This is a genomic window from Dickeya oryzae, from assembly GCF_020406815.2.
Classification (GTDB): domain Bacteria; phylum Pseudomonadota; class Gammaproteobacteria; order Enterobacterales; family Enterobacteriaceae; genus Dickeya; species Dickeya oryzae.
In genome coordinates, this window is the sequence record NZ_CP162670.1 from 4,690,467 (window position 1) to 4,714,221 (window position 23,755).

17 protein-coding genes, 1 tRNA gene and 3 rRNA genes are annotated in these 23,755 nt (G+C 51.7%); 7 read left to right on the forward strand and 14 right to left on the reverse strand.

The features are described 5' to 3' along the window. Window positions 1-288: 288 nt before the first annotated feature. The 3 genes from dsbA to LF929_RS20675 are packed head-to-tail and all read right to left on the reverse strand — an operon-like array spanning window position 289 to window position 2,226. A complete protein-coding gene (dsbA, locus tag LF929_RS20665) occupies window positions 289-912 on the reverse strand; it encodes a thiol:disulfide interchange protein DsbA (protein ID WP_038906087.1) in 624 nt (207 codons plus the stop codon). 22 nt (window positions 913-934) lie between these two features. Next, window positions 935-1,921: a serine/threonine protein kinase gene (locus LF929_RS20670; protein ID WP_038906499.1), complete on the reverse strand. Its 987-nt coding sequence runs from the start codon at window positions 1,919-1,921 to the stop codon at window positions 935-937. 35 nt (window positions 1,922-1,956) lie between these two features. Further along, window positions 1,957-2,226, reverse strand: a complete 270-nt coding sequence (locus tag LF929_RS20675) for a YihD family protein (RefSeq protein ID WP_038909380.1) — start codon at window positions 2,224-2,226, stop codon at window positions 1,957-1,959. Between the two features lie 110 nt (window positions 2,227-2,336). Here LF929_RS20675 and mobA point away from each other — a divergent pair, with 110 nt between their 5' ends. After that, window positions 2,337-2,927 (forward strand): molybdenum cofactor guanylyltransferase MobA, encoded by a 591-nt coding sequence (mobA, locus tag LF929_RS20680; RefSeq protein ID WP_038909381.1) that lies wholly within the window; start codon window positions 2,337-2,339, stop codon window positions 2,925-2,927. Next, on the forward strand, window positions 2,920-3,438 hold the full coding sequence (gene mobB / locus LF929_RS20685) for a molybdopterin-guanine dinucleotide biosynthesis protein MobB (RefSeq protein ID WP_226092835.1): 519 nt from the start codon (window positions 2,920-2,922) through the stop codon (window positions 3,436-3,438). The genes mobA and mobB overlap by 8 nt, the downstream gene beginning before the upstream one ends. A gap of 105 nt (window positions 3,439-3,543) precedes the next feature. Here the strand turns inward: mobB and rrf are convergent. From rrf to kup, 11 genes are all read right to left on the reverse strand, one after another. Beyond that, window positions 3,544-3,659: ribosomal RNA gene (gene rrf / locus LF929_RS20690) — 5S ribosomal RNA — on the reverse strand. Window positions 3,660-3,790: 131 nt separating this feature from the next. Next, a 23S ribosomal RNA gene (locus tag LF929_RS20695) occupies window positions 3,791-6,697 on the reverse strand. A gap of 193 nt (window positions 6,698-6,890) precedes the next feature. Beyond that, window positions 6,891-6,966, reverse strand: a tRNA-Glu gene (locus LF929_RS20700). An 86-nt stretch (window positions 6,967-7,052) separates the two neighbouring features. Further along, window positions 7,053-8,594, reverse strand: a 16S ribosomal RNA gene (locus LF929_RS20705). Together the 16S, 23S and 5S rRNA genes with 1 tRNA gene alongside form the textbook arrangement of a ribosomal RNA operon. A 432-nt stretch (window positions 8,595-9,026) precedes the next feature. Continuing rightward, window positions 9,027-10,034, reverse strand: a complete 1,008-nt coding sequence (gene rbsR / locus LF929_RS20710) for a ribose operon transcriptional repressor RbsR (RefSeq protein ID WP_226092767.1) — start codon at window positions 10,032-10,034, stop codon at window positions 9,027-9,029. Between the two features lie 3 nt (window positions 10,035-10,037). Continuing rightward, window positions 10,038-10,964, reverse strand: a complete 927-nt coding sequence (gene rbsK / locus LF929_RS20715) for a ribokinase (protein WP_038906091.1) — start codon at window positions 10,962-10,964, stop codon at window positions 10,038-10,040. An 82-nt stretch (window positions 10,965-11,046) separates the two neighbouring features. Continuing rightward, a complete protein-coding gene (gene rbsB, locus LF929_RS20720; RefSeq protein WP_012886735.1) occupies window positions 11,047-11,937 on the reverse strand; it encodes a ribose ABC transporter substrate-binding protein RbsB in 891 nt (296 codons plus the stop codon). Between the two features lie 25 nt (window positions 11,938-11,962). Beyond that, window positions 11,963-12,931 (reverse strand): ribose ABC transporter permease, encoded by a 969-nt coding sequence (gene rbsC / locus LF929_RS20725; RefSeq protein ID WP_012886736.1) that lies wholly within the window; start codon window positions 12,929-12,931, stop codon window positions 11,963-11,965. A 7-nt stretch (window positions 12,932-12,938) separates the two neighbouring features. After that, the gene (gene rbsA / locus LF929_RS20730) at window positions 12,939-14,444 is read right to left on the reverse strand and encodes a ribose ABC transporter ATP-binding protein RbsA (protein ID WP_020477035.1); all 1,506 of its coding nucleotides are present in this window, start codon (window positions 14,442-14,444) and stop codon (window positions 12,939-12,941) included. Between the two features lie 7 nt (window positions 14,445-14,451). Continuing rightward, the gene (gene rbsD, locus LF929_RS20735; protein ID WP_016941663.1) at window positions 14,452-14,871 is read right to left on the reverse strand and encodes a D-ribose pyranase; all 420 of its coding nucleotides are present in this window, start codon (window positions 14,869-14,871) and stop codon (window positions 14,452-14,454) included. Window positions 14,872-15,186: 315 nt separating this feature from the next. After that, complete coding sequence (kup, locus tag LF929_RS20740; protein ID WP_038906094.1) at window positions 15,187-17,055, reverse strand: low affinity potassium transporter Kup; 1,869 nt, start codon at window positions 17,053-17,055, stop codon at window positions 15,187-15,189. Between the two features lie 258 nt (window positions 17,056-17,313). On the opposite strand from kup, the gene ravA reads away from it, so the two are divergent. The 5 genes from ravA to mnmG all read left to right on the forward strand — a co-directional run bounded on the left by ravA (window position 17,314) and on the right by mnmG (window position 23,680). Beyond that, window positions 17,314-18,810 carry an ATPase RavA gene (gene ravA, locus LF929_RS20745; RefSeq protein WP_210176879.1) on the forward strand — a complete coding sequence of 499 codons (1,497 nt, stop codon included), beginning with the start codon at window positions 17,314-17,316 and terminating at the stop codon, window positions 18,808-18,810. Between the two features lie 5 nt (window positions 18,811-18,815). Next, complete coding sequence (viaA, locus tag LF929_RS20750) at window positions 18,816-20,291, forward strand: ATPase RavA stimulator ViaA (RefSeq protein ID WP_038906096.1); 1,476 nt, start codon at window positions 18,816-18,818, stop codon at window positions 20,289-20,291. A 120-nt stretch (window positions 20,292-20,411) separates the two neighbouring features. Further along, the gene (gene asnC / locus LF929_RS20755; protein ID WP_038906097.1) at window positions 20,412-20,876 is read left to right on the forward strand and encodes a transcriptional regulator AsnC; all 465 of its coding nucleotides are present in this window, start codon (window positions 20,412-20,414) and stop codon (window positions 20,874-20,876) included. A gap of 91 nt (window positions 20,877-20,967) precedes the next feature. Beyond that, window positions 20,968-21,411, forward strand: a complete 444-nt coding sequence (mioC, locus tag LF929_RS20760; RefSeq protein ID WP_038909387.1) for an FMN-binding protein MioC — start codon at window positions 20,968-20,970, stop codon at window positions 21,409-21,411. Between the two features lie 379 nt (window positions 21,412-21,790). After that, window positions 21,791-23,680, forward strand: a complete 1,890-nt coding sequence (gene mnmG / locus LF929_RS20765) for a tRNA uridine-5-carboxymethylaminomethyl(34) synthesis enzyme MnmG (protein ID WP_038909388.1) — start codon at window positions 21,791-21,793, stop codon at window positions 23,678-23,680. Window positions 23,681-23,755: the final 75 nt, after the last annotated feature.

The following is a 23,755-nucleotide window of genomic DNA, read 5'->3' on the forward strand; positions in this document are numbered from 1 at the left end:
TTTTGCACAACGTCTCGCAAAAATTCTGTGGATAACTTTGTGCATAGAAATTGAAAGATAATTAACAGTGATATCACCAGAATTGTTTGTTATATGTATTCCATTATCAATCAATACGTTAATAAAAAATCATTGACATTGTAGTTATATCAAAACGTTGTTATTAATGTGGATAGATATGAAACCACCAAGCCCGGCAGTAAGCAGAAATGTCCAGACGTTAGCAGTAGACGGAAATAAAAACGCCATATGCGTTAAGGCATATGGCGTATGGATAAAGCGGAAAGCTTATTTCTGAGAGAGCAGGAATTTCACTACATCAGCATACTGTTTGACATAGCTGTCCATAGAACTGGTATCAAGCCCGTCGCTTTTCACCATGTATTTACCGCTAACAAATACCGCCGGTACGCCACGCAGTTGCAAATCGGCAGCCGCTTTTTCCTGTTGTGCGACCAATGATTTCACCACGAAGCTATTCAACGCACTGTCATAGTCTTCAGCTTTTACACCTGCAGCCACAAAGACCTGACGAATATCTTCTGTCGTTTTTACCGTCTGAGTTTTCTGGACAGCATCAAACATCAACGGGCTGACTTTGTCTTCCACACCCAGCGCAATCGCAACCGCCCACGCCTGGGTCAACTCTTTACCCAATGGGCCCAGGAAGTCGACATGATACTTGGTCAACTTAGCGTCGGTTGGTAAAGCTTTCTGGATAGCCTCAGGAATGTGGTAAACCTGAGCAAACTGGTAGCAGTGTGGGCAGTAGAATGAGAAGAATTCCAGCACCTGAGGGGATTGGGGAACCGGTTTATCCAGGGTAGTGAACTGTTTACCATCGGAAAAATCAGCAGCTGACGCACTGAACGCCAACACCACACCAACCAGCGCAAGCCATATTTTCTTCATATCAAGGTTATCTCCATAATTGTCAGTACATCGGTGCCAGCTGCAACGGTGGTTCCTGCAACAGCCTGACCTGTTCAGTAAAAATAGCGGTCTGCTTTGCCCAAAAATCAGCGTCTTGCATCCACGGAAAACTACGGGGAAAAGCCGGGTCATGCCAGCGGCGGGTCACCCAGGCCAGATAATGGACCATTCGCATGGCACGTAGCGGCTCAATCAGCGCCAATTCTGACTCATCAAACGAAGCAAATTCGCTGTAGGCATCCAGCAAAATATCCAATTGAATACGCTGCTCCTGACGCTCACCATGCAGCAACATCCACAGATCCTGAACAGCCGGGCCATTACGCGCATCATCCAGATCGACAAACAATGGACCATCGCGCCAAAGAATATTCCCAGGATGGCAGTCACCATGCAGGCGTCTGGCTTGCCAGTGGGTATGCCAGTGTAATTTCACTTCCTCGATAAGCCGGGTTGTCGCGGCCAGAAAGAGCGCTTTCTGCGCATCAGCGATCAGAGCGCTGTCCGTTAATGTGAGCAGAGGGTCATCAAGGTATTCCTGCACCCCGATAGTAGGACGCGTTGAGAACAGATTTCGACTACCAGTCTGATGGATTCGGCCCAGATAGCGCCCGACTTCCTCCAACTGGTTATCATTGTCCATTTCATACTGACGCCCACCAACGCTTGGGAACACGGCAAACCAGAAACCATCATGCACATGCAGCGTATTGCCCTGTAAGGCCAGCGGGGCAACCACCGGCACTTCATCATCAGACAACTCGGCCGCAAAACGATGCTCTTCATTAATCTGGGCAGCATCCCAACGTTGCGGTCGATAAAACTTCACTACATAACGCTTACTGTCTTCATCGCTAAACTGGTAAACCCGGTTTTCATAGCTGTTAAGTGCTGTCAGGCCGGAGTCAACACGGATCCCCACAGACCAGAGTGCGTCCATGATGACATCCGGCGACAGTGTATGAAAATTGAATACGGCATCATGCATGGTAAGCATAGCTCCATGGCATCAAATCCTGGCCGTTAATCCTTAATAACGCCGCGGGCACGCAGTAATGCGGTTTTGAAATCTTCTTCATAATCCTTCTGCAAGCCAGGGATAGGCTGTGTGCTATCTGCGTCACGTAACTTAAGATGATAAATAAGGATATCATCAGTCAAATCACTAAGCGCCCCCTCAAACCCGGCTTCCTGTGCAAGTTTTTGTAAAAATTGCACCAAATTAAAATCAGGCTCTTTTTGCCAGGCTGGATGCAGTAACTCAATCAATTCATTTACACGATGACACTTCATTATCATGACCTCAAATATTGATGATTGTTTATCTAGTATGGGGAAAGGTCTTGGCCTTACGCCATAGTTTTCCGACAATAACGCATTAAATCATTACGGATACCAATACGATGATAACAGGTGTGATTCTGGCTGGGGGTCAATCATCCCGCATGGGTGGAAATGATAAGGGATTGATTGAGCTGGAAGGTAAGCCGCTCTATCAACATGTTCTGGCTCGTCTGAAACCACAGGTTGATACTCTGCTCATTAACGCCAATCGTCATCAGGCTTGTTATCAGCAAAGCGGTTATCCGGTGATCGGCGATATTAATCGTGATTTTTCCGGCCCTTTGGCTGGCATTTTTACCGGGCTAAGTGTCGCCAACACAGAATGGGTGGTATTCGCCCCTTGTGATGTACCGGCATTACCCTGCGATTTAGTCTCACGGCTGCGGCAATCCTGTGGCAATCAATCCAGTGACAATGATTGTGCCGCCTATGCTACCGATGGAGAACGCGAGCACCCGACACTTTTGTTGATCCACACATCCCTGACCGGAGAGCTGGAAAGCTATCTGAATCGCGGTGACCGAAAACTGATGTTATTCCTGGAGCAGGTCGCGGCAAAAGCCGTTTCTTTTGCCGATCAGCCTTTATCATTCCGTAATCTCAATACACCAGAGGATCTCGCTCACTGGAAGGGGAATACACATGACTGATGTCCCGCTTTTGGCTATTGCCGCTCACAGCGGTACAGGTAAAACCACACTACTGAAACAAATGATCCCTCTGTTGAACGCCATGGGGATCCGGGTGGGGATCATCAAACACACTCATCACGATATGGACATCGATAAACCAGGTAAAGACAGCTATGAACTGCGCAAAGCAGGTGCCGATCAAACACTGGTTGCCAGTCATACTCGCTGGGCATTGATGACTGAGACACCAGAACAACAGGAACCCGACTTGTTTTTTCTGGCCAGCAAAATGGATAGTTCAAAGCTGGATTTAATTCTGGTAGAAGGCTTCAAGCATGAGTCTGTCGATAAAATCCTGCTTTACCGCCATAAGTCTGAGAATAATGAAGTGATGGAGATTGATGACCACACACTGGCTATCGCCAGCGATGTACCATTAACGCTTCTCAGGCCTTGTCTGGATCTGAACCAACCACCACAGGTAGCAGTATTTATCCGGGATTGGTTGCGCCAAAAGAAAGGTATCTGACTAATTGAGGTAGTAGCAGAGATGATTACCCGGAGGATTAACACGGCCGCCCGGGTTGCAGGCATAAAAAAACCCCCGGCGCTAACCGGGGGTTCTCTGTTTGATGCCTGGCAGTTCCCTACTCTCGCATGGGGAGACCCCACACTACCATCGGCGCTACGGCGTTTCACTTCTGAGTTCGGCATGGGGTCAGGTGGGACCACCGCGCTCTCGCCGCCAGGCAAATTCTTTCGACGTCTGTTCAACGTCCTGATTCTTCATGTCGCCGTGTATCGCTACACCACGCCATCCAATCCTCGAACAAGCTAAAATCTCGTCTCTGTCTCTCTCACCAAAACACCTTCGGTGTTGTAAGGTTAAGCCTCTCGGGTCATTAGTACTGGTTAGCTCAACGTATCGCTACGCTTACACACCCAGCCTATCAACGTCCTCGTCTCGAACGTCCCTTCAGGGGAATCTAGTTCCCAGGGAAGACTCATCTCGGGGCAAGTTTCCCGCTTAGATGCTTTCAGCGGTTATCTCTTCCGCACGTAGCTACCGGGCAGTGCCATTGGCATGACAACCCGAACACCAGCGGTGCGTTCACTCCGGTCCTCTCGTACTAGGAGCAACCCCCCTCAATCTTCCAACGCCCACGGCAGATAGGGACCGAACTGTCTCACGACGTTCTAAACCCAGCTCGCGTACCACTTTAAATGGCGAACAGCCATACCCTTGGGACCTACTTCAGCCCCAGGATGTGATGAGCCGACATCGAGGTGCCAAACACCGCCGTCGATATGAACTCTTGGGCGGTATCAGCCTGTTATCCCCGGAGTACCTTTTATCCGTTGAGCGATGGCCCTTCCATTCAGAACCACCGGATCACTAAGACCTGCTTTCGCACCTGCTCGAGCCGTCACTCTCGCAGTCAAGCTAGCTTATGCCTTTGCACTAACCTCCTGATGTCCGACCAGGATTAGCTAACCTTCGTGCTCCTCCGTTACTCTTTGGGAGGAGACCGCCCCAGTCAAACTACCCACCAGACACTGTCCCCAGCCCGGATTACGGGCCCAGGTTAGAACATCAAACATTAAAGGGTGGTATTTCAAGGTTGGCTCCATGCAGACTGGCGTCCACACTTCAAAGCCTCCCACCTATCCTACACATCAAGGCTCAAGGTTCAGTGTCAAGCTATAGTAAAGGTTCACGGGGTCTTTCCGTCTTGCCGCGGGTACACTGCATCTTCACAGCGAGTTCAATTTCACTGAGTCTCGGGTGGAGACAGCCTGGCCATCATTACGCCATTCGTGCAGGTCGGAACTTACCCGACAAGGAATTTCGCTACCTTAGGACCGTTATAGTTACGGCCGCCGTTTACCGGGGCTTCGATCAAGAGCTTCTCCTTACGGATAACCCCATCAATTAACCTTCCGGCACCGGGCAGGCGTCACACCGTATACGTCCACTTTCGTGTTTGCACAGTGCTGTGTTTTTATTAAACAGTTGCAGCCAGCTGGTATCTGCGACTCCCCTCAGCTCCATCCGCAAGGGACTTCACCAACAGGAGCGTGCCTTCTCCCGAAGTTACGGCACCATTTTGCCTAGTTCCTTCACCCGAGTTCTCTCAAGCGCCTGAGTATTCTCTACCTGACCACCTGTGTCGGTTTGGGGTACGATTCAATGTTACCTGATGCTTAGAGGCTTTTCCTGGAAGCCGGGCATCTGTCACTTCAGCACCGTAGTGCCTCGTCATCACGCCTCAGTGTTAACAGCAGACCGGATTTACCTGGTCCACCCACCTGCACGCTTAAACCGGGACAACCGTCGCCCGGATGACATAGCCTTCTCCGTCCCCCCTTCGCAGTAACACCAAGTACAGGAATATTAACCTGTTTCCCATCGACTACGCTTTTCAGCCTCGCCTTAGGGGTCGACTCACCCTGCCCCGATTAACGTTGGACAGGAACCCTTGGTCTTCCGGCGTGCGGGTTTTTCACCCGCATTATCGTTACTTATGTCAGCATTCGCACTTCTGATACCTCCAGCAGCCCTCACAGGCCACCTTCACAGGCTTACAGAACGCTCCCCTACCCAACAACACCTAAGTGTCGCTGCCGCAGCTTCGGTGCATGGTTTTAGCCCCGTTACATCTTCCGCGCAGGCCGACTCGACCAGTGAGCTATTACGCTTTCTTTAAATGATGGCTGCTTCTAAGCCAACATCCTGGCTGTCTGGGCCTTCCCACATCGTTTCCCACTTAACCATGACTTTGGGACCTTAGCTGGCGGTCTGGGTTGTTTCCCTCTTCACGACGGACGTTAGCACCCGCCGTGTGTCTCCCGTGATAACATTCTTCGGTATTCGCAGTTTGCATCGGGTTGGTAAGCCGGGATGGCCCCCTAGCCGAAACAGTGCTCTACCCCCGAAGATGAATTCACGAGGCGCTACCTAAATAGCTTTCGGGGAGAACCAGCTATCTCCCGGTTTGATTGGCCTTTCACCCCCAGCCACAAGTCATCCGCTAATTTTTCAACATTAGTCGGTTCGGTCCTCCAGTTAGTGTTACCCAACCTTCAACCTGCCCATGGCTAGATCACCGGGTTTCGGGTCTATACCCTGCAACTAGACGCCCAGTTAAGACTCGGTTTCCCTGCGGCTCCCCTATTCGGTTAACCTTGCTACAGAATATAAGTCGCTGACCCATTATACAAAAGGTACGCAGTCACACCCTAAAGGTGCTCCCACTGCTTGTACGTACACGGTTTCAGGTTCTATTTCACTCCCCTCGCCGGGGTTCTTTTCGCCTTTCCCTCACGGTACTGGTTCACTATCGGTCAGTCAGGAGTATTTAGCCTTGGAGGATGGTCCCCCCATGTTCAGACAGGATACCACGTGTCCCGCCCTACTCATCGAACTCACAACCTGTGCATCTTCGTGTACGGGACTGTCACCCTGTATCGTGCGCCTTTCCAGACGCTTCCACTGACACACAAGCCGATTCAGGTTCTGGGCTCCTCCCCGTTCGCTCGCCGCTACTGGGGGAATCTCGGTTGATTTCTTTTCCTCGGGGTACTGAGATGTTTCAGTTCCCCCGGTTCGCCTCATTAACCTATGGATTCAGTTAATGATAGTGTGACGAGTCACACTGGGTTTCCCCATTCGGGTATCGTCGGGTATAACGGTTCATATCACCTTGCCGACGCTTTTCGCAGATTAGCACGCCCTTCATCGCCTCTGACTGCCTAGGCATCCACCGTGTACGCTTAGTCGCTTAACCTCACAACCCGAAAGTGTCTCGGGATATGAGTATTTTGAGAGACTCGAACAACACATGAATTCTCACTCACATGCTGTCGTTTCAATTTTTCAGCTTGTTCCGGATTGTTAAAGAGCAGATAACATAAACCTGACTATCTCTAATCAGTTTTAGGTTAGCGTTGACCGTGCCTTTCACCCACTGTCAGTCATACTGGCGTCCCCTAGGGGATTCGAACCCCTGTTACCGCCGTGAAAGGGCGGTGTCCTGGGCCTCTAGACGAAGGGGACATCACTTGTCAGCTTCGCAAGACGCTTTTGACTCTTTCTTATCATCAGACAATCTGTGTGGACACCACGCAGGCACTTCTACTCGGTAAGGAGGTGATCCAACCGCAGGTTCCCCTACGGTTACCTTGTTACGACTTCACCCCAGTCATGAATCACAAAGTGGTAAGCGCCCTCCCGAAGGTTAAGCTACCTACTTCTTTTGCAACCCACTCCCATGGTGTGACGGGCGGTGTGTACAAGGCCCGGGAACGTATTCACCGTAGCATTCTGATCTACGATTACTAGCGATTCCGACTTCATGGAGTCGAGTTGCAGACTCCAATCCGGACTACGACGTACTTTATGAGGTCCGCTTGCTCTCGCGAGGTCGCTTCTCTTTGTATACGCCATTGTAGCACGTGTGTAGCCCTACTCGTAAGGGCCATGATGACTTGACGTCATCCCCACCTTCCTCCGGTTTATCACCGGCAGTCTCCCTTGAGTTCCCACCCGAAGTGCTGGCAACAAAGGATAAGGGTTGCGCTCGTTGCGGGACTTAACCCAACATTTCACAACACGAGCTGACGACAGCCATGCAGCACCTGTCTCAGCGCTCCCGAAGGCACCCTCGTATCTCTACAAGGTTCGCTGGATGTCAAGAGTAGGTAAGGTTCTTCGCGTTGCATCGAATTAAACCACATGCTCCACCGCTTGTGCGGGCCCCCGTCAATTCATTTGAGTTTTAACCTTGCGGCCGTACTCCCCAGGCGGTCGATTTAACGCGTTAGCTCCGGAAGCCACGGTTCAAGACCACAACCTCCAAATCGACATCGTTTACAGCGTGGACTACCAGGGTATCTAATCCTGTTTGCTCCCCACGCTTTCGCACCTGAGCGTCAGTCTTCGTCCAGGGGGCCGCCTTCGCCACCGGTATTCCTCCAGATCTCTACGCATTTCACCGCTACACCTGGAATTCTACCCCCCTCTACGAGACTCTAGCCTGTCAGTTTTGAATGCAGTTCCCAGGTTAAGCCCGGGGATTTCACATCCAACTTAACAGACCGCCTGCGTGCGCTTTACGCCCAGTCATTCCGATTAACGCTTGCACCCTCCGTATTACCGCGGCTGCTGGCACGGAGTTAGCCGGTGCTTCTTCTGCGGGTAACGTCAATGAACAGACGTATTAAGTCTGCTCCCTTCCTCCCCGCTGAAAGTGCTTTACAACCCGAAGGCCTTCTTCACACACGCGGCATGGCTGCATCAGGCTTGCGCCCATTGTGCAATATTCCCCACTGCTGCCTCCCGTAGGAGTCTGGACCGTGTCTCAGTTCCAGTGTGGCTGGTCATCCTCTCAGACCAGCTAGGGATCGTCGCCTAGGTGAGCCTTTACCTCACCTACTAGCTAATCCCATCTGGGCACATCCGATGGCAAGAGGCCCTAAGGTCCCCCTCTTTGGTCTTGCGACGTTATGCGGTATTAGCTACCGTTTCCAGTAGTTATCCCCCTCCATCAGGCAGTTTCCCAGACATTACTCACCCGTCCGCCGCTCGTCACCCAAGGAGCAAGCTCCTTTGTGCTACCGCCCGACTTGCATGTGTTAGGCCTGCCGCCAGCGTTCAATCTGAGCCATGATCAAACTCTTCAATTTAAAGTTTGATGTGTTTTCCGAAGAAAACGGTGCTCAAAGAATTTACTGTTTATTCGTAATGAATTAACTGTTGTCACTCTTCAAGACTTTCACTAATTTTTTAGTGAAGTGTCCTGCGAGTGCCCACACAGATTGTCTGATTGATTGTTAAAGAGCAGTGCGACCGGCCTGAGCCTGCTGTCGCGAGGTGGCGTATACTACGCTTTCCTCATGAAGTGTCAACGATTATTTTCGTTTCCACTTCCTGACACCGCGCTGCGTTGCCGCTGTTGCCGTGTCAGTGGAGGCGCATTATAGGGAGTTATTCCGGCCTGACAAGCGATAAATACAAAATAATTATCAACTGGATGGTTTTCAGGCAAAGCGAGTGGGAATTAGCCAATATGCCGCTGTTCTGCGGCATAAACGCCAGAAAGAAAGGAGAACGGTCAATCAGGCGTGGATTTTACCGACAGAACTACGAACGATTAACTCGGGAGTCAGTACCAATACATTATGTTCTGCATCCGGGTGCTCCAACCGGTGGAGAAGCGTATCAATGGCAAGTTCACCAAGCTCACCTTTAGGCTGATGTATCGTCGTCAAGGGCGGCGATAGATAACGAGCCAATTCAATATCGTCGTAACCCACCACGGCCATATCGTCAGGAATGGATAGCCCTGCCTCATATAAGGCACGATAAACGCCTACCGCCATCGCATCATTACTGGTAAAGACAGCATCAGGGCGCTCCGGTAGCGCCAGTAACTGCTGCATGGCGCGAAAACCAGCTTCAAACTCAAAGTCCCCGATCACTTCATAACCTGCAGGAATCGACAAGCCCGACTGGTGCATCGCTTTACGATAACCTTCCAGACGATTGTGTGCGGTGGTTTTATCTTGCGGACCTGCAATACAGGCAATTTTGCGATAGCCCTGAGAAATCAGGTAGTGAGTCGCTATTTCGCCGCCTTGCAGCGAATTATCTTTGATGATATCGCTGCTGCCTTCAAACGGTGCCCAGTCCATCATCACCACAGGAATAGAAGGATAGCGACGAATAATATCCGGTGAAGGCAGATGGCTCTCAGTGCACATCAGCAACAGCCCATCCACCCGCTTTTGCAGCAACGTCTCCAGACTGCGGCTCAGACGGTGGTGATCGCCTTCGGTGTTGCAAAGAATCAGGCTGTAGCCTCGTTCGTAACAACAACGTTCCACACCACGCACGACTTCAGCATAAAACGGGTTACTACTTGCCGTCAGCAACATACCAATGGTACGGGTCTGGTTGATTTTGAGACTACGCGCCAGCGCGGACGGCGCGTAGTTCAGTTGTTCCACCGCTTTCATTACCCGGTCGCGAATGGCATCGCTGACATAGCGGTTATCGTTGATGACATGAGAAACCGTTGATGTGGATACCCCAGCCAGACGGGCCACGTCTTTCATTGTCGCCAAGGATTACTCCTGTGCATTCAGGAAGGCATCAATCTCTTCACGCCAGGGAACAGAAGGCTGAGCGCCATGGCGAGTCACCGCGATAGCCGCCGCCGCATGAGCAAACTTAACCGCCGCGTCCATAGGGCGTGACTCCAGCAAAGCCGTCACTAACGCGCCATTGAAGGTATCACCCGCTGCAATGGTATCAACTGCTTTGACCCGGAAACCGGGAATACGCTGACCCTGCCCTTGTTCGCTTAACCAGACACCACGACTGCCAAGGGTAATCAATACTGTTGAGATGCCTTTATCATGCAATACCTGTGCGGCACGCTGTGCATCTTCTTCGGTTTCTACGCTCACCCCGGTCAGGATCTGCGCTTCCGTCTCATTCGGCGTGATCATATCCACCAATGACAATAACTCGTCAGGCAGAGAACAAGCTGGAGCCGGATTGAGGATAACTTTAGTGCCACTGTCATGCGCCAGGCGAGCAGCTGCTATCACAGTTTCCAGCGGCGACTCCAGTTGCATCAACAGCGCGGAAGCATCAGTAATTTTCTGCTGATAGCGATGCAGGTAATCTGGCGTTACGGCTGCATTAGCCCCCGCATGAATACCGATCATGTTTTCAGCTTCACCGTTAACGAAAATCAATGCCACCCCGGTAGTCTGGCCGGGAATCGCTTCAACGGCGGAAACATCAATTCGGTCCTTGATGAGTTGTTGGCGAATACGTTCGCCGATATCGTCAGCGCCGACACAAGCGATAAATTCGATATCTGCGCCACTACGCCCGGCAGCCACCGCCTGGTTCGCGCCTTTACCGCCAAATGCCACACCATATTGTTTACCGATCACCGTTTCACCTGGGCGGGGAAACTGAGCCAGATTCAAAATATGATCCGCATTGATACTTCCCAAGACTACCAGCTTGCCTGATTTCATTAACATGAACCCCGATGTTGATTACGCGCCACCCACCAGGGGTGGCGCCGTACTGCACGTGCGGTATTACGTTTTGATGATGTTATTGCTTAGTAACCAGTTTCAGGTCGACAGGGATGATCGCCTGTACTTTTTCGCCTTTCAGCACCTTGTCAGCCGTTTCCACACCGATGACACCGATCTGATCAGGACGCTGAGCCACGGTAGCCGCCATCTTGCCGCTTTCTACTGCTTTCAAGCCATCAGCGGTACCATCGAAACCAACGACCATCACATTGTCACGACCTGCGGTCTGCAGAGCGCGCAGGGCACCCAGCGCCATTTCGTCATTCTGAGCGAAGACAGCCTGAACATCCGGGTGAGCGGTCAGCAGGTTTTGCATCACATTCAGACCTTTGGTGCGGTCAAAATCAGCAGGCTGGCTTGCCAGCATGTTAAATTTGTTCTTCTCGGCAGACTTCATGAAGCCAGCGCCACGTTCACGAGCAGCAGACGTACCCGCCAGACCTTCCAGTTGAATAACTTTGGCACCTTCACCCAGTTTTTTAGCGATGAAATCGCCGGCAACTTTACCGCCGAAGGCGTTATCGGAAGCTACGTGGCTAACGACTTCACCGCTGGCAGCGACACGGTCCAGCGTGATAACCGGAATTTTGGCCTGATTAGCCAGTTTCACCGCATTACCAACCGCGTTGGAGTCCGTCGGGTTGATCAGCAACAGCTTGGTGCCACGAACAGTCAAATCCTGCACGTTGGAAAGTTCTTTGGCTGGGTTGTTCTGGGAATCAAGCACGACCAGGTTGTAGCCCAGTTTGTCCGCTTCTTTTTGGGCGCCATCTTTCAACGACACAAAGAACGGGTTATTCAGCGTGGAAACAACAAGAGCAATGGTATCCTTTGCCAGCGCATTGGCACTGACCGTTGCACTCAGCGCGACAGCGGAAACCAGAGTAGCAATCTTCTTCAAGTTCATATTTCAATTCCTGTGTGAATGAAAGTTATTTACTGCCTTTGTTATCTACCAAAACCGCCAGCAGAATAACCACCGCCTTGACGATCATCTGGTAGTAAGAAGAAACCCCTAACAGGTTAAGCCCGTTATTCAGGAACCCCAGAATCAAGGCACCGATTAACGTTCCCACCACGCGTCCTTTACCACCTGACAAACTTGTACCACCCAGCACTACCGCCGCAATGGCATCCAGTTCATACCCCGTCCCTGCCGTTGGCTGTGCTGAAGACAGACGGGCAACTTCAATAATGCCTGCCAATGCCGACAACAAACCGCACAACGAATAAACAACGATTTTGACTCTATCAACGCTGATCCCGGAAAGACGGGTTGCCGCTTCATTACCGCCCAACGCATAGATATAGCGACCAATGCGGGTATGGTGCAGCATGTACCAGGTTGCCAGGAATACCACCGCCATAATCCAGATTGGCGTAGGTACTCCCAGAGGACGTCCGATGCCGAACCACCCCAACGCATCCGCCGCATCAGAAAAACCGGTATTGACAGGACTGCCGTTGGTGTAGACCATCGTGACGCCACGTAGCAGCAACATCATCACTAGCGTAGCAATAAAGGCCTGTACTCGCCCCTTGGCAATGATAATCCCCGTTCCCGCACCGATGACCGCACCCAGCGCCAGCGCCGCGAATACCGCCACCAACGCATTGATCTCAAGCCCGACGATAGACGCGGCAACCGCCCCTGTCAGCGCCAGCAACGACCCTACCGACAAATCGATACCGGAGGTGAGGATAACCAGTGTCATTCCCACCGCCATAATGGCGTTTACCGAGGTTTGCTGCAGGATGTTGAACAGGTTGTTCAGGGTAAAAAAGTTGGGACTCATTGAAGACACCACAGCGATAAGAATCAGCAGGGCGATCAATGATTTTTGCTCCATCAGCCACTCTTTGCTGAGCCAGCGCTTTGCTGTGATAGTTTGAGAACTCATATCTGATTTACTCCTGCTTTACGCCGTATTGCTTACCAACGGCCGCAGCCATCAGCGCTTCCTGTGTAGCCTGTTCAATCGGGAACTCACCGCTCAGGTGCCCTTCGTGCATGACAATAATGCGATCGCTCATCCCGAGCACTTCGGGCATTTCCGACGATACCAGAATGATGCTTAACCCTTCTTGCTTGAACTGGTTGATTAACTGATAGATTTCTTTTTTTGCCCCCACATCGACGCCACGGGTCGGCTCATCCAGAATCAGCACTTTGGGACGGGTCATCAACCCGCGGGCGATCGCCACTTTCTGCTGATTACCACCGGACAATAACCCGATCGGCTGGGACATGGACGGAGTGCGAATATTGAACATGCGGATGAAATCGCCCACCGCCTGCTGCTCATCGCCATGCCGCAGCGAACCCGCTGCGTTACTGAAATAACGCAGTGCCGTCAGGGACATGTTTTCTTTTACCGACATGCCGAGCACCAGCCCGTCTCGCTTACGGTCTTCGGAAATATACACAATGCCGCTGGCCAGGCCGTCCTGTGGGCTGCGCGCCACGATGTTCTCCCCATCTAAGGAGACGCTACCGTGGGTACGTGGCAACGCACCATACAACACTTTCATCAGTTCGGTGCGACCGGCCCCCATTAGCCCGGCCACCCCGAGAATCTCGCCTTTGCGCAGGGTGAAGCTCACGTTATTCACCCCCGGCCCGGACAATTCGCTGACTTGCAAACGCACGTCACCGGGCGCCTGATTCAAACGGGGGTACTGATCTTCCAGCTTACGTCCCACCATCATTTCAATCAGCGAATCTTCCTGTAATTCACTCACTGCACGCTCGCCGATAAACTGGCCATCACGGAACACGGTCACATCGTCGCAGATTTCGAAAATCTCTTTGAGTCGATGGGAGATATAGACAATGCCGCAGCCCTGGGCCTGCAATTCCCGGATAACACTAAACAGCGAGGCGGTTTCGGTATCTGTCAGCGCATCGGTAGGTTCATCCATAATGATGACCCGAGACTCAAAGCTCAGCACTTTGGCGATTTCAACCATCTGTTGATCGCCAATAGACAATTCCCCCACCAGGCGGCGACTGTCATAACGCAGATTCAAACGCTTGAGCAGCTTATCCGCCTCGTCATACATGCGCTTCCAGTCAATACGCCCCAGACGGTTGGTAAATTCACGGCCGAGGAAAATATTTTCCGCAATGGTTAATTGGGGAATCAGGTTCAATTCCTGATGGATAATGCCGATACCAGCTTCCTGAGAGGCTTTGGGACCACTGAAATCCACATCCTTGCCCAAAAACTGGATACTACCGGCATCCCGACGATAAATGCCCGTCAGCACTTTCATCATGGTGGACTTGCCGGCACCGTTTTCTCCCACCAGCGCCATGACTTTGCCCGGATAGACATTCAATGCCGCGCCGGACAGCGCCTTAACGCCGGGGAACGTTTTAGTGATGCCTTGCAATTGCAGTAAAGGTTGCATCGCTACCTCAGAAGGTGACGCCAGCACAAAGGATCACATTCGCATAAGGAGAGCATTCCCCTGTACGAATAATGGCCCGGCTCTGACCACTTTGTTTTTTAAACTCTTCGTGGCTGACGTAATGCAGTGAAATGGTATTTCCCTGGTGTTGTTCAAGTTGTGCTAACTGTTTTAATAACGCTTCATGGAGCGTGGTGTTTTTCTCAATGATTTCCTGAGCCAAAATCGCCGCTTCCACCTGCATTTCCGCCGTCACCACGTCCAGCACCTGCAAGAAGCCAGGAACGTTATGGGTTAAAGCCAGGTCGATGCGGGCCGTCGTCGCTGGAATCGGTAAACCGGCGTCAGCAATGACAATCTGATCGGTATGTCCCAGTTGGGAAATCACCGACGAGATATCGGAATGAAGTAACACACCTTTTTTCATGTTGTTTATCCTGAGAGCGAAACGTTTCGCTTATAGAGCAAGTGTAGAAAAAGAACCGGAGAAGGCAACGATTATCTTATGAAAATGTGATCGTTATCGAAACGTTTCGTTGGCGTAATAAAAGGAAGATTTTAAGTTATTAAAACCAATAAAAAAGACGCGGCAGAGCATTGCCGGACAAAGCCAGAGAGTTTTAGAGGAGATGGAATGCCACATCCGCGACAGGATAACAGTAGGCGGGAAGAAGAGGCCCCAATACCACAGCGGGTGAGATCCTGTTAGACCTCACCCGCTTATTCATCTACTCGCCCGGAATCAGATTTCTACCTGAATACCCAATTCAATCAACCGGTTCGGTGGAATTTCGAATTGATCCGCCGCGCGCAGCGCATTGCGGCTCAGCATCATGAACAACTTACCGCGAACAAGCAGATACCAGGGACGCGCACCCATCATCAGCGATTCATTCGACAAGAAGAACGTAGTTTCCATCATCTGGCAGGTCAATCCATCCTGCCAGCAGCGATGGAATACCTCTTCTACATTCGGCGTTTCACGCCAGCCATAGCTGGCGACCACACGCCAGAAGGTGGGGGAAAGTTGCTCCACCGAAACACGCCGGGCATTGTGCACATAAGGCGCGTCTTCCGTTCTCATGGTCAGCAGCACCACGCGCTCGTGCAATACCTTGTTGTGTTTAAGATTGTGCAGCAAAGCAAACGGAATGACATGGGTAGCACGCGACAGATAGACAGCCGTTCCTGTTACACGCACTGGCGGGTTCTTCTCCAGCGACGCGATCATCGCATCCAACGAATTGCCATGCTCATGGATACGACGTAATAGCCGGAAACGCTCGCTTTTCCAGGTCGTCATGATGATAAACATCACCATACCCAGCGCCAGCGGCAACCAACCACCAGAAATAATCTTCACCACGTTGGCCAGGAACATCGGCAAGTCGATAGCCAGCAGAGCCACCAGCAGCAACCAGACCAGATAGCGATACCAGTGCCAGTTTTTCAACGCCACCGTACAGGACAGGATGCTGGTCAGTACCATCGTGCCGGTCACCGCAATACCGTAAGCGGCAGCCAGATTGCTGGAATGCTCAAAGCTGATAATAACGATTACCACCGCCACATACAGCAACCAATTGATAAACGGGATATAAATCTGTCCGGACTCCATATCTGACGTATGCACGATGCGCATCGGTGGCAGATACCCCAGACGAACCGCCTGACGGGTCAGCGAGAACACCCCGGAAATGACCGCCTGAGAAGCGATGATGGTAGCGAGCGTAGCCAGCACCAACAACGGAATCAGCGCCCAATCCGGTGCCAGCAGGAAGAACGGGTTTTTGATAGCCTCTGGATTTTTCAGCAACAGCGCGCCCTGGCCAAAGTAGTTGAGCACCAGCGACGGTAAAACCGCTGAAAACCAGGCGATGCGAATCGGCAGTTTGCCAAAGTGGCCCATATCGGCATACAGCGCCTCAACCCCTGTGATCGCCAGTACTACCGCCCCCAGCGCAAAGAAGGACACCGATTTATATTGAATAAAAAAGTTAATTGCCCATTGGGGATTGAGTGCCTGCAATACCTCTGGATTGGCGATAATGCTGCGAGCCCCCAACACACCGAGCGACAAAAACCACAGCATCATGATCGGCGCAAACAGGCTACCGACCCGACCCGTACCGTGCTTTTGAATCATAAACAATAGCGTCAGTACCACTATCGAAATAGGCACGATATAGGTATCCAGCGACGGGGCAACGATATCCAGCCCTTCGATCGCCGACATCACGGAAATCGCCGGGGTAATCACCACCTCACCATAGAAGAAGCTACCGCCGATCAACCCCATGATCACCACGACGGCAGTCATCTTGTCGGACGTATTGCGTCCGGCCAGCGACATCAGCGTCAGGATCCCCCCTTCACCGGCGTTATCCGCCCGCATGACATAGCTGAGATACTTAAGGGAGACCACTAGCACCAGCAGCCAGAATATCAGTGAGAGAAAGCCAAAGACGGAATCAGGTTCAACCCCGAAACCAAACTGCCCGGAAAGACACTCCCTGAGCGTATAGAGCGGGCTGGTGCCGATGTCGCCATACACTACACCGATGGCAGCCAGCGTGACCGCTGGAAGTGAACGTTTATGTTCTGAATTCATAAACCTTGTCTTCTGTTATCAATTCATTAACAAATCGGGCCTTATTCTGGTTGGAGTAGCCCGAAAACGCACAGTATGCACAAATCACGTTAAAAGCCCATTCTTTAATACTACCTTGGTTCTGTTCGGGGCTGGCACCTCTGTTGCTTAACACCAGCAATGGTGACAATAATTAATGTATAGCTAATGAAGAAAACGTAGTCTTTCTGACGTTTATTACACGCTCTTGACGGCATTTACCGCAATGACGGATCTATTATGATGCAACCCACAGCGCTGGCCGACCGTATCTCTCGCCTGAGCCATGCTCTCGAACACGGTCTTTACGAACGGCAACACGCCATCCGACTTTGCCTGCTGGCAGCGCTCAGCGGCGAGAGCGTCTTCCTGTTGGGGCCGCCAGGGATTGCCAAGAGCCTGATTGCTCGTCGCCTGAAATACGCATTCAGACACGCGCGCGCCTTTGAATACCTGATGACGCGTTTTTCAACGCCAGAAGAGGTCTTCGGCCCACTCTCCATTCAGGCACTGAAAGACGAAGGGCGCTATCAGCGCCTGACAACCGGCTACCTGCCAGAAGCGGAAATTGTCTTTCTGGATGAAATCTGGAAAGCCGGTCCTGCAATCCTGAATACCCTGCTGACCGCTATCAACGAGCGGCGCTTTCGCAACGGCAATAGCGAAGAACCCATCCCGATGCGGCTACTGGTCACGGCCTCCAACGAACTGCCTGAAGCCGACAGCAGCCTGGAAGCCTTGTATGACCGTATGCTGATTCGCCTCTGGCTTGACCGGGTGCAGGATAAACACAATTTTCGCGCCATGCTCACCGCGTCACCCGCAGAGCAGGATAACCTTATCAGCCCGGCACTGAGTGTCAGCGATGAAGAGTACCAACAGTGGCAATCTCATATCGAGCATATACCGTTACCAGAAAATTGCTTCGAACTGATTTATCAGTTGCGCCAGCGTCTGGATACTCAGGAAGGTTCGCCGTATGTTTCCGATCGTCGCTGGAAGAAAGCCATACGACTGCTTCAGGCCTGTGCCTTTTTTAGCGGACGGGAAGCAATCACCCCGGTCGATCTGATCCTTCTCAAAGACTGCCTATGGCACGACCTGGATACCCACAATCTGGTGGAGCAGCAATTACAGCAATTGATGGGCGAACAAGCCTATCAACAGCGGACATTACTGTTCCGATTGCAGCAATTGAATGTGAAACGCCAGCAATATCAGCAGGAACAAAGTGAACAGCAGGCATTCAAGGTTGAACGCCAGGTCAACTTTTTCGGCCGGAAACCCCATCACTCGTTACCTGAAAGCCTGACCGCCGCCGAAATAACGCTGATGCTACAAAAACCACTGCTGCTACACGACTATACCGTCACCCATGTGGTTATCGACCGGGAAGCGCTGGCGAGCTGGCTGCAAAAGGGAGGCGAAATACGTGGGAAGCTCAACGGCGTCGGTTTTAGCCAACATCTCGATATGGAAGTGGATGAGCGCCAGCATCTGATCATTCGCGATATCAGTTTACAAAGCACGGTGTTATCGCTGCCCGGCGTGATGAAGGGCGATCTGCCGGAAGAGATAGTTAAAGAATATGACGCGTTGAAAATCCAGTTACGTGAACAACGTCGATTGTTCGAGCGTCACCAGCCTTGTTTGTTTGTCCCGAAAGAATGGCTTGCCAGGATTGAAGAAAGCCTTCAACAGGTCGATGAACAAATCGCGCAGTCACAACGGGAGTAACGATCATGTTGACGCTGGAATCCCTGGAGATGCTGTTATCCATCGATGAAAACGATCTGCTGGATGACGTGATTGTAGCCCTGATGGCAACGCCTCAGTTGGTGATGTTCTTCGACAAGTATCCGCGTCTGAAAAATGCCATCATGCGTGACTTACCCGAGTGGAAAGAAAACCTCCGGCAACGGCTGCGCAGTACCCAGGCACCTCCCGAACTGGAAAAAGAATTCACCTGTTATCAGCAGACCCAGTTAGTCAGCGAGCATGCCTTTCAGTCCACTCTGCCAGACATCATATCCACCTTGCATCATGTGGATTCTCCTTTCCTTAATCAGGCGGAAAAGCTGATCAGTTCCGCTTCCCCCTCCTCAGAACGCCGCATCAGCGCCAGTCAGCACAGCCTGTTTATGCAGCGCTGGCGCCTTAGCCTGACGCTGCAAACGATGAATCTGCACCATCAGATCATGGAACAGGAGCGGGATCAGTTACTGGACGAGATCCAAAAACGCCTGACGATAAGCGGGGCACTGGAACCGATTCTGGCTGAAAACGACACGGCCGCAGGCAGGCTGTGGGATCTCAGCGCCAGTAAACGCATGAAACAACCCTTCAATGCGTTACTGGAGACCGGGGCATTTTTGCAAAAACAGCCGGAACTGCAGCGTCTGGCGGAGCGCCTGGGCCGTAGCAGGGAGACAAAATCGGTTCTCAGCCATCAGGCACCGAAAGAATCCTTTCAGGTGATGGTGCGTGAACCGGCGTTTGCACCGGAACAAGTCAGCGGCATACATCAGAGTGATGACATTCTACGGCTACTGCCCACCGAACTATCCACCCTCGGGACCCATGAGCTGGAGTTTGAATTTTACCGCCGTCTGGCCGAACACCGGTTACTGACGTACCGGCTACAAGGGGAGAGCTGGCGGGAAAAAACGCTTGAGCGGCCGGTCGTCCATCAGCATAACGAGCAACAACCGCGAGGGCCGTTTATCGTTTGTGTGGATACCTCCGGTTCGATGGGCGGATTTAACGAACGTTGCGCTAAAGCCTTCTGCCTGGCGCTGATGCGGATTGCTCTGGCGGAAAACCGCCGCTGTTACATTATGCTGTTTTCAACCGGCATCGTCAGTTATGACCTGACCTCAGAAAACGGGCTGGAAGAAGCGATACGTTTTCTCAGCCAGACCTTCCGGGGCGGTACTGATCTGGCAAGCTGCCTGTCGTCGCTGCTGGAAAAAATGGACACCGCCTCCTGGCAGGATGCCGACGCCGTCATCATTTCAGACTTTATTGCCCAGCGTCTGCCAGACGATCTGGTCAACGAAATCAAACGCCGCCAGCATCGGCTGCAGCACCGTTTTCACGCTGTCGCCATGTCAGCGCATGGCAAACCCGGCATTCTGCGCATCTTTGATCATATCTGGCGCTTTGATACCGGGCTGAAAAGCCGCCTGTTACGCCGTTTTCAGCACGAAAAAGTCTGATACCTCATCCTGATATCCCTCTTGTCGCGTATCTTCCCTGAACGGGCAGCCGTTTTGGTCGTTGATTCATTCAGCAATAATCAGTAAAACGCTTCAGACAGCCCTTTACGGAGCAGCATCATGGCAGCAGACACATACTCGATGGACGAACTCGATCGCGGCATCCTCAACGCCCTGATGGATAACGCCCGCACACCCTATGCCGAACTGGCGAAACAGTTTTCGGTTAGCCCCGGCACTATCCATGTCAGGGTAGAAAAGATGAAACAGGCTGGCATCATCATGGGAACACGACTGGACGTGAACCCTAAGCAGCTGGGCTACGACGTCTGCTGTTTTATTGGCATCATCCTGAAAAGCGCCAAGGACTATCCGTCCGCGCTGGAGAAGCTCAACAACCTGGAAGAAGTGGTCGAGGCGTATTACACCACCGGGCATTACAGCATCTTCATTAAGGTCATGTGCCGCTCTATCGACGCCTTGCAGCATGTACTTATCAACAAGATTCAGACAATTGATGAAATTCAATCCACCGAAACGCTGATCTCGTTGCAGAACCCCATTATGCGTACCATCGTGCCCTGATGCTTTTTTACTATCCCCCTATTATCCACAGGTAGATCCCACCAAGATCACAGCGTACAATGTGCCGTCATTCAATCAGGCGGGATCACGCATGTCAGACATTACCCTCATTAGCGGCAGCACACTGGGTAGCGCAGAGTACGTTACCGAGCACCTGGAATCATTGCTGCAACAGGATAATTTCACCACCACGCTACTGCATGGCCCGGAATGGGATGAGGTTACGCCTGAAAATGTGTGGCTGGTGGTCACCTCCACCCACGGCGCTGGCGATCTACCCGATAACCTGCAACCTTTTTATGAAGAGCTGCAGGAAAAGCGCCCTGATTTATCCGCTGTCCGTTACGGCGCAATCGGCATCGGTAGCAGCGAGTACGACACCTTCTGTGGTGCGATCGTAAAACTGGATCAGCTATTACAGGATCTGGGTGCGCATCGGATCGGCGATATACTGAAGATCGACATTACCCAGCATGACATTCCGGAAGATCCGGCTGAGGTCTGGTTGGGATCATGGAAAATTTTACTCAAATAAAATTATTTTTTTCATTAGTCTCTGTGGATAAATAGGTTGAAATGCCGGGTAAAACCCGTAGTTATCCAGATAATAACCGCAGATGCTTTTTTGAGCTGTGTATAATTACCCTTTCAGATCCCAGCTAATACAGACTGGGATCACCGATCATTCACAGCTAATGATCGGCAATAACTTATTGATCTTCTTTTTGGATCCCGGCTTATCCACAGCACATGGGGATCCTAATAAGAGATCTAATAAAGAGATCTTTAAATAAAAAAGATCTTTCTTTAACTACCCGACGATCCAACAGACTTGGTCGGCGGCACAAACTTAAGTAGAATCCCCCACCCCAGGGCAAGTAACGATCATTCGCAACCACGCGAGGTGTAGCACCATGTTTTATCCGGATCCTTTTGACGTCATCGTGATCGGTGGCGGTCATGCGGGTACTGAAGCCGCGATGGCTTCAGCCCGAATGGGACGTCAAACCCTTTTACTGACACACAACATTGATACGCTGGGGCAAATGTCCTGTAACCCGGCGATCGGCGGTATTGGGAAAGGGCATCTGGTAAAAGAGATCGATGCGATGGGTGGCCTGATGGCTCGTGCGATCGATCATGGTGGCATTCAGTTTAGGATACTAAACTCCAGTAAAGGCCCGGCTGTGCGCGCCACACGCGCTCAGGCTGACCGGGTACTGTATCGTCAGGCTGTGCGTACCGCGCTGGAGAATCAGCCGAACCTAACCCTGTTCCAACAAGCGGTTGAGGATCTGATTGTCGAAAATGATCAGGTCGTTGGTGCGGTAACCCAAATGGGGCTGAAATTCCGCGCTAAAGCGGTGGTGCTAACGGTAGGGACTTTCCTGGACGGCAAGATCCACATCGGACTGGATAACTACAGCGGCGGGCGAGCAGGCGATCCGCCTTCGATCGCGCTGTCCCACCGTTTACGTGAACTTCCCTTGCGTGTCGGCCGTCTGAAAACCGGTACACCGCCGCGTATTGACGCCCGAACTATCGATTTTAGTGTACTGACCCCACAACATGGTGATGACCCCATGCCAGTGTTTTCCTTCCTGGGGAACGCCAGTGAGCATCCGGCACAGATGCCGTGTTACATCACCCATACCAATGAGCGTACTCATGACGTGATCCGTAACAATCTGGATCGCAGTCCGATGTACGCTGGGGTCATTGAAGGGATCGGTCCACGTTATTGCCCTTCGATTGAAGACAAAGTGATGCGGTTTGCCGATCGCAATGCACACCAGATTTTCCTGGAACCGGAAGGGCTAACCAGTAACGAAATTTACCCGAACGGTATCTCAACCAGTTTGCCGTTCGACGTGCAGTGGCAGATCGTCCGTTCGATGGACGGTATGCAAAATGCACGTATCGTCCGCCCCGGTTATGCCATTGAGTATGACTATTTCGACCCGCGTGATTTAAAACCCACGCTGGAAAGTAAGTTTATCCACAATCTGTTTTTTGCAGGTCAGATCAACGGTACTACCGGCTATGAAGAGGCGGCGGCTCAAGGGATGCTGGCAGGGCTAAACGCGGCTCGTCTGGCGTTTGATCAGGAAGGTTGGACGCCGCGCCGTGATCAAGCTTACATCGGCGTACTGGTGGATGATCTGTGCACGTTGGGAACGAAAGAGCCTTACCGTATGTTTACCTCTCGCGCTGAATACCGCCTGATGCTGCGTGAGGATAATGCTGACCTGCGTTTGACGGCCATTGGCCGCGATTTGGGGATGGTCGATGATGAACGTTGGGCGCGTTTTAATGAGAAACTGGAAAATATCGAAAAAGAACGCCAGCGTCTGCGCGATATTCTGGTTCACCCGAACACTGAAGGCGTAGAGCAGATTAACTGCCTGTTAAAATCGCCCTTATCGCGTGAAGCCAACGGTGAAGATCTGTTACGACGCCCTGAAATGGATTATGCCCAACTGACAGCGCTGCCGATGTTTGCCCCTGCTTTGCCTGATGTTCAGGCGACTGAGCAGGTGGAAATTCAGGTCAAATACGAAGGGTACATTGCTCGACAACAGGATGAGATCGAAAAGCAACTGCGCAACGAGAACACATTGCTGCCTGCGGATCTGGACTATCGTCAGGTCAGTGGCTTGTCGAACGAAGTGATCGCTAAACTCAACGATCACAAACCGGGGTCGATTGGCCAGGCATCGCGTATTTCAGGCATCACTCCTGCCGCTATCTCAATTCTGCTGGTCTGGCTGAAAAAACAAGGTATGCTGCGCCGCAGCGCCTGACAAAGACCGCTCGCTTACGTTGACGCATGGCCGCGATAAGCGGCCATGTTGCCTTAACCGACAACAGGATTTATT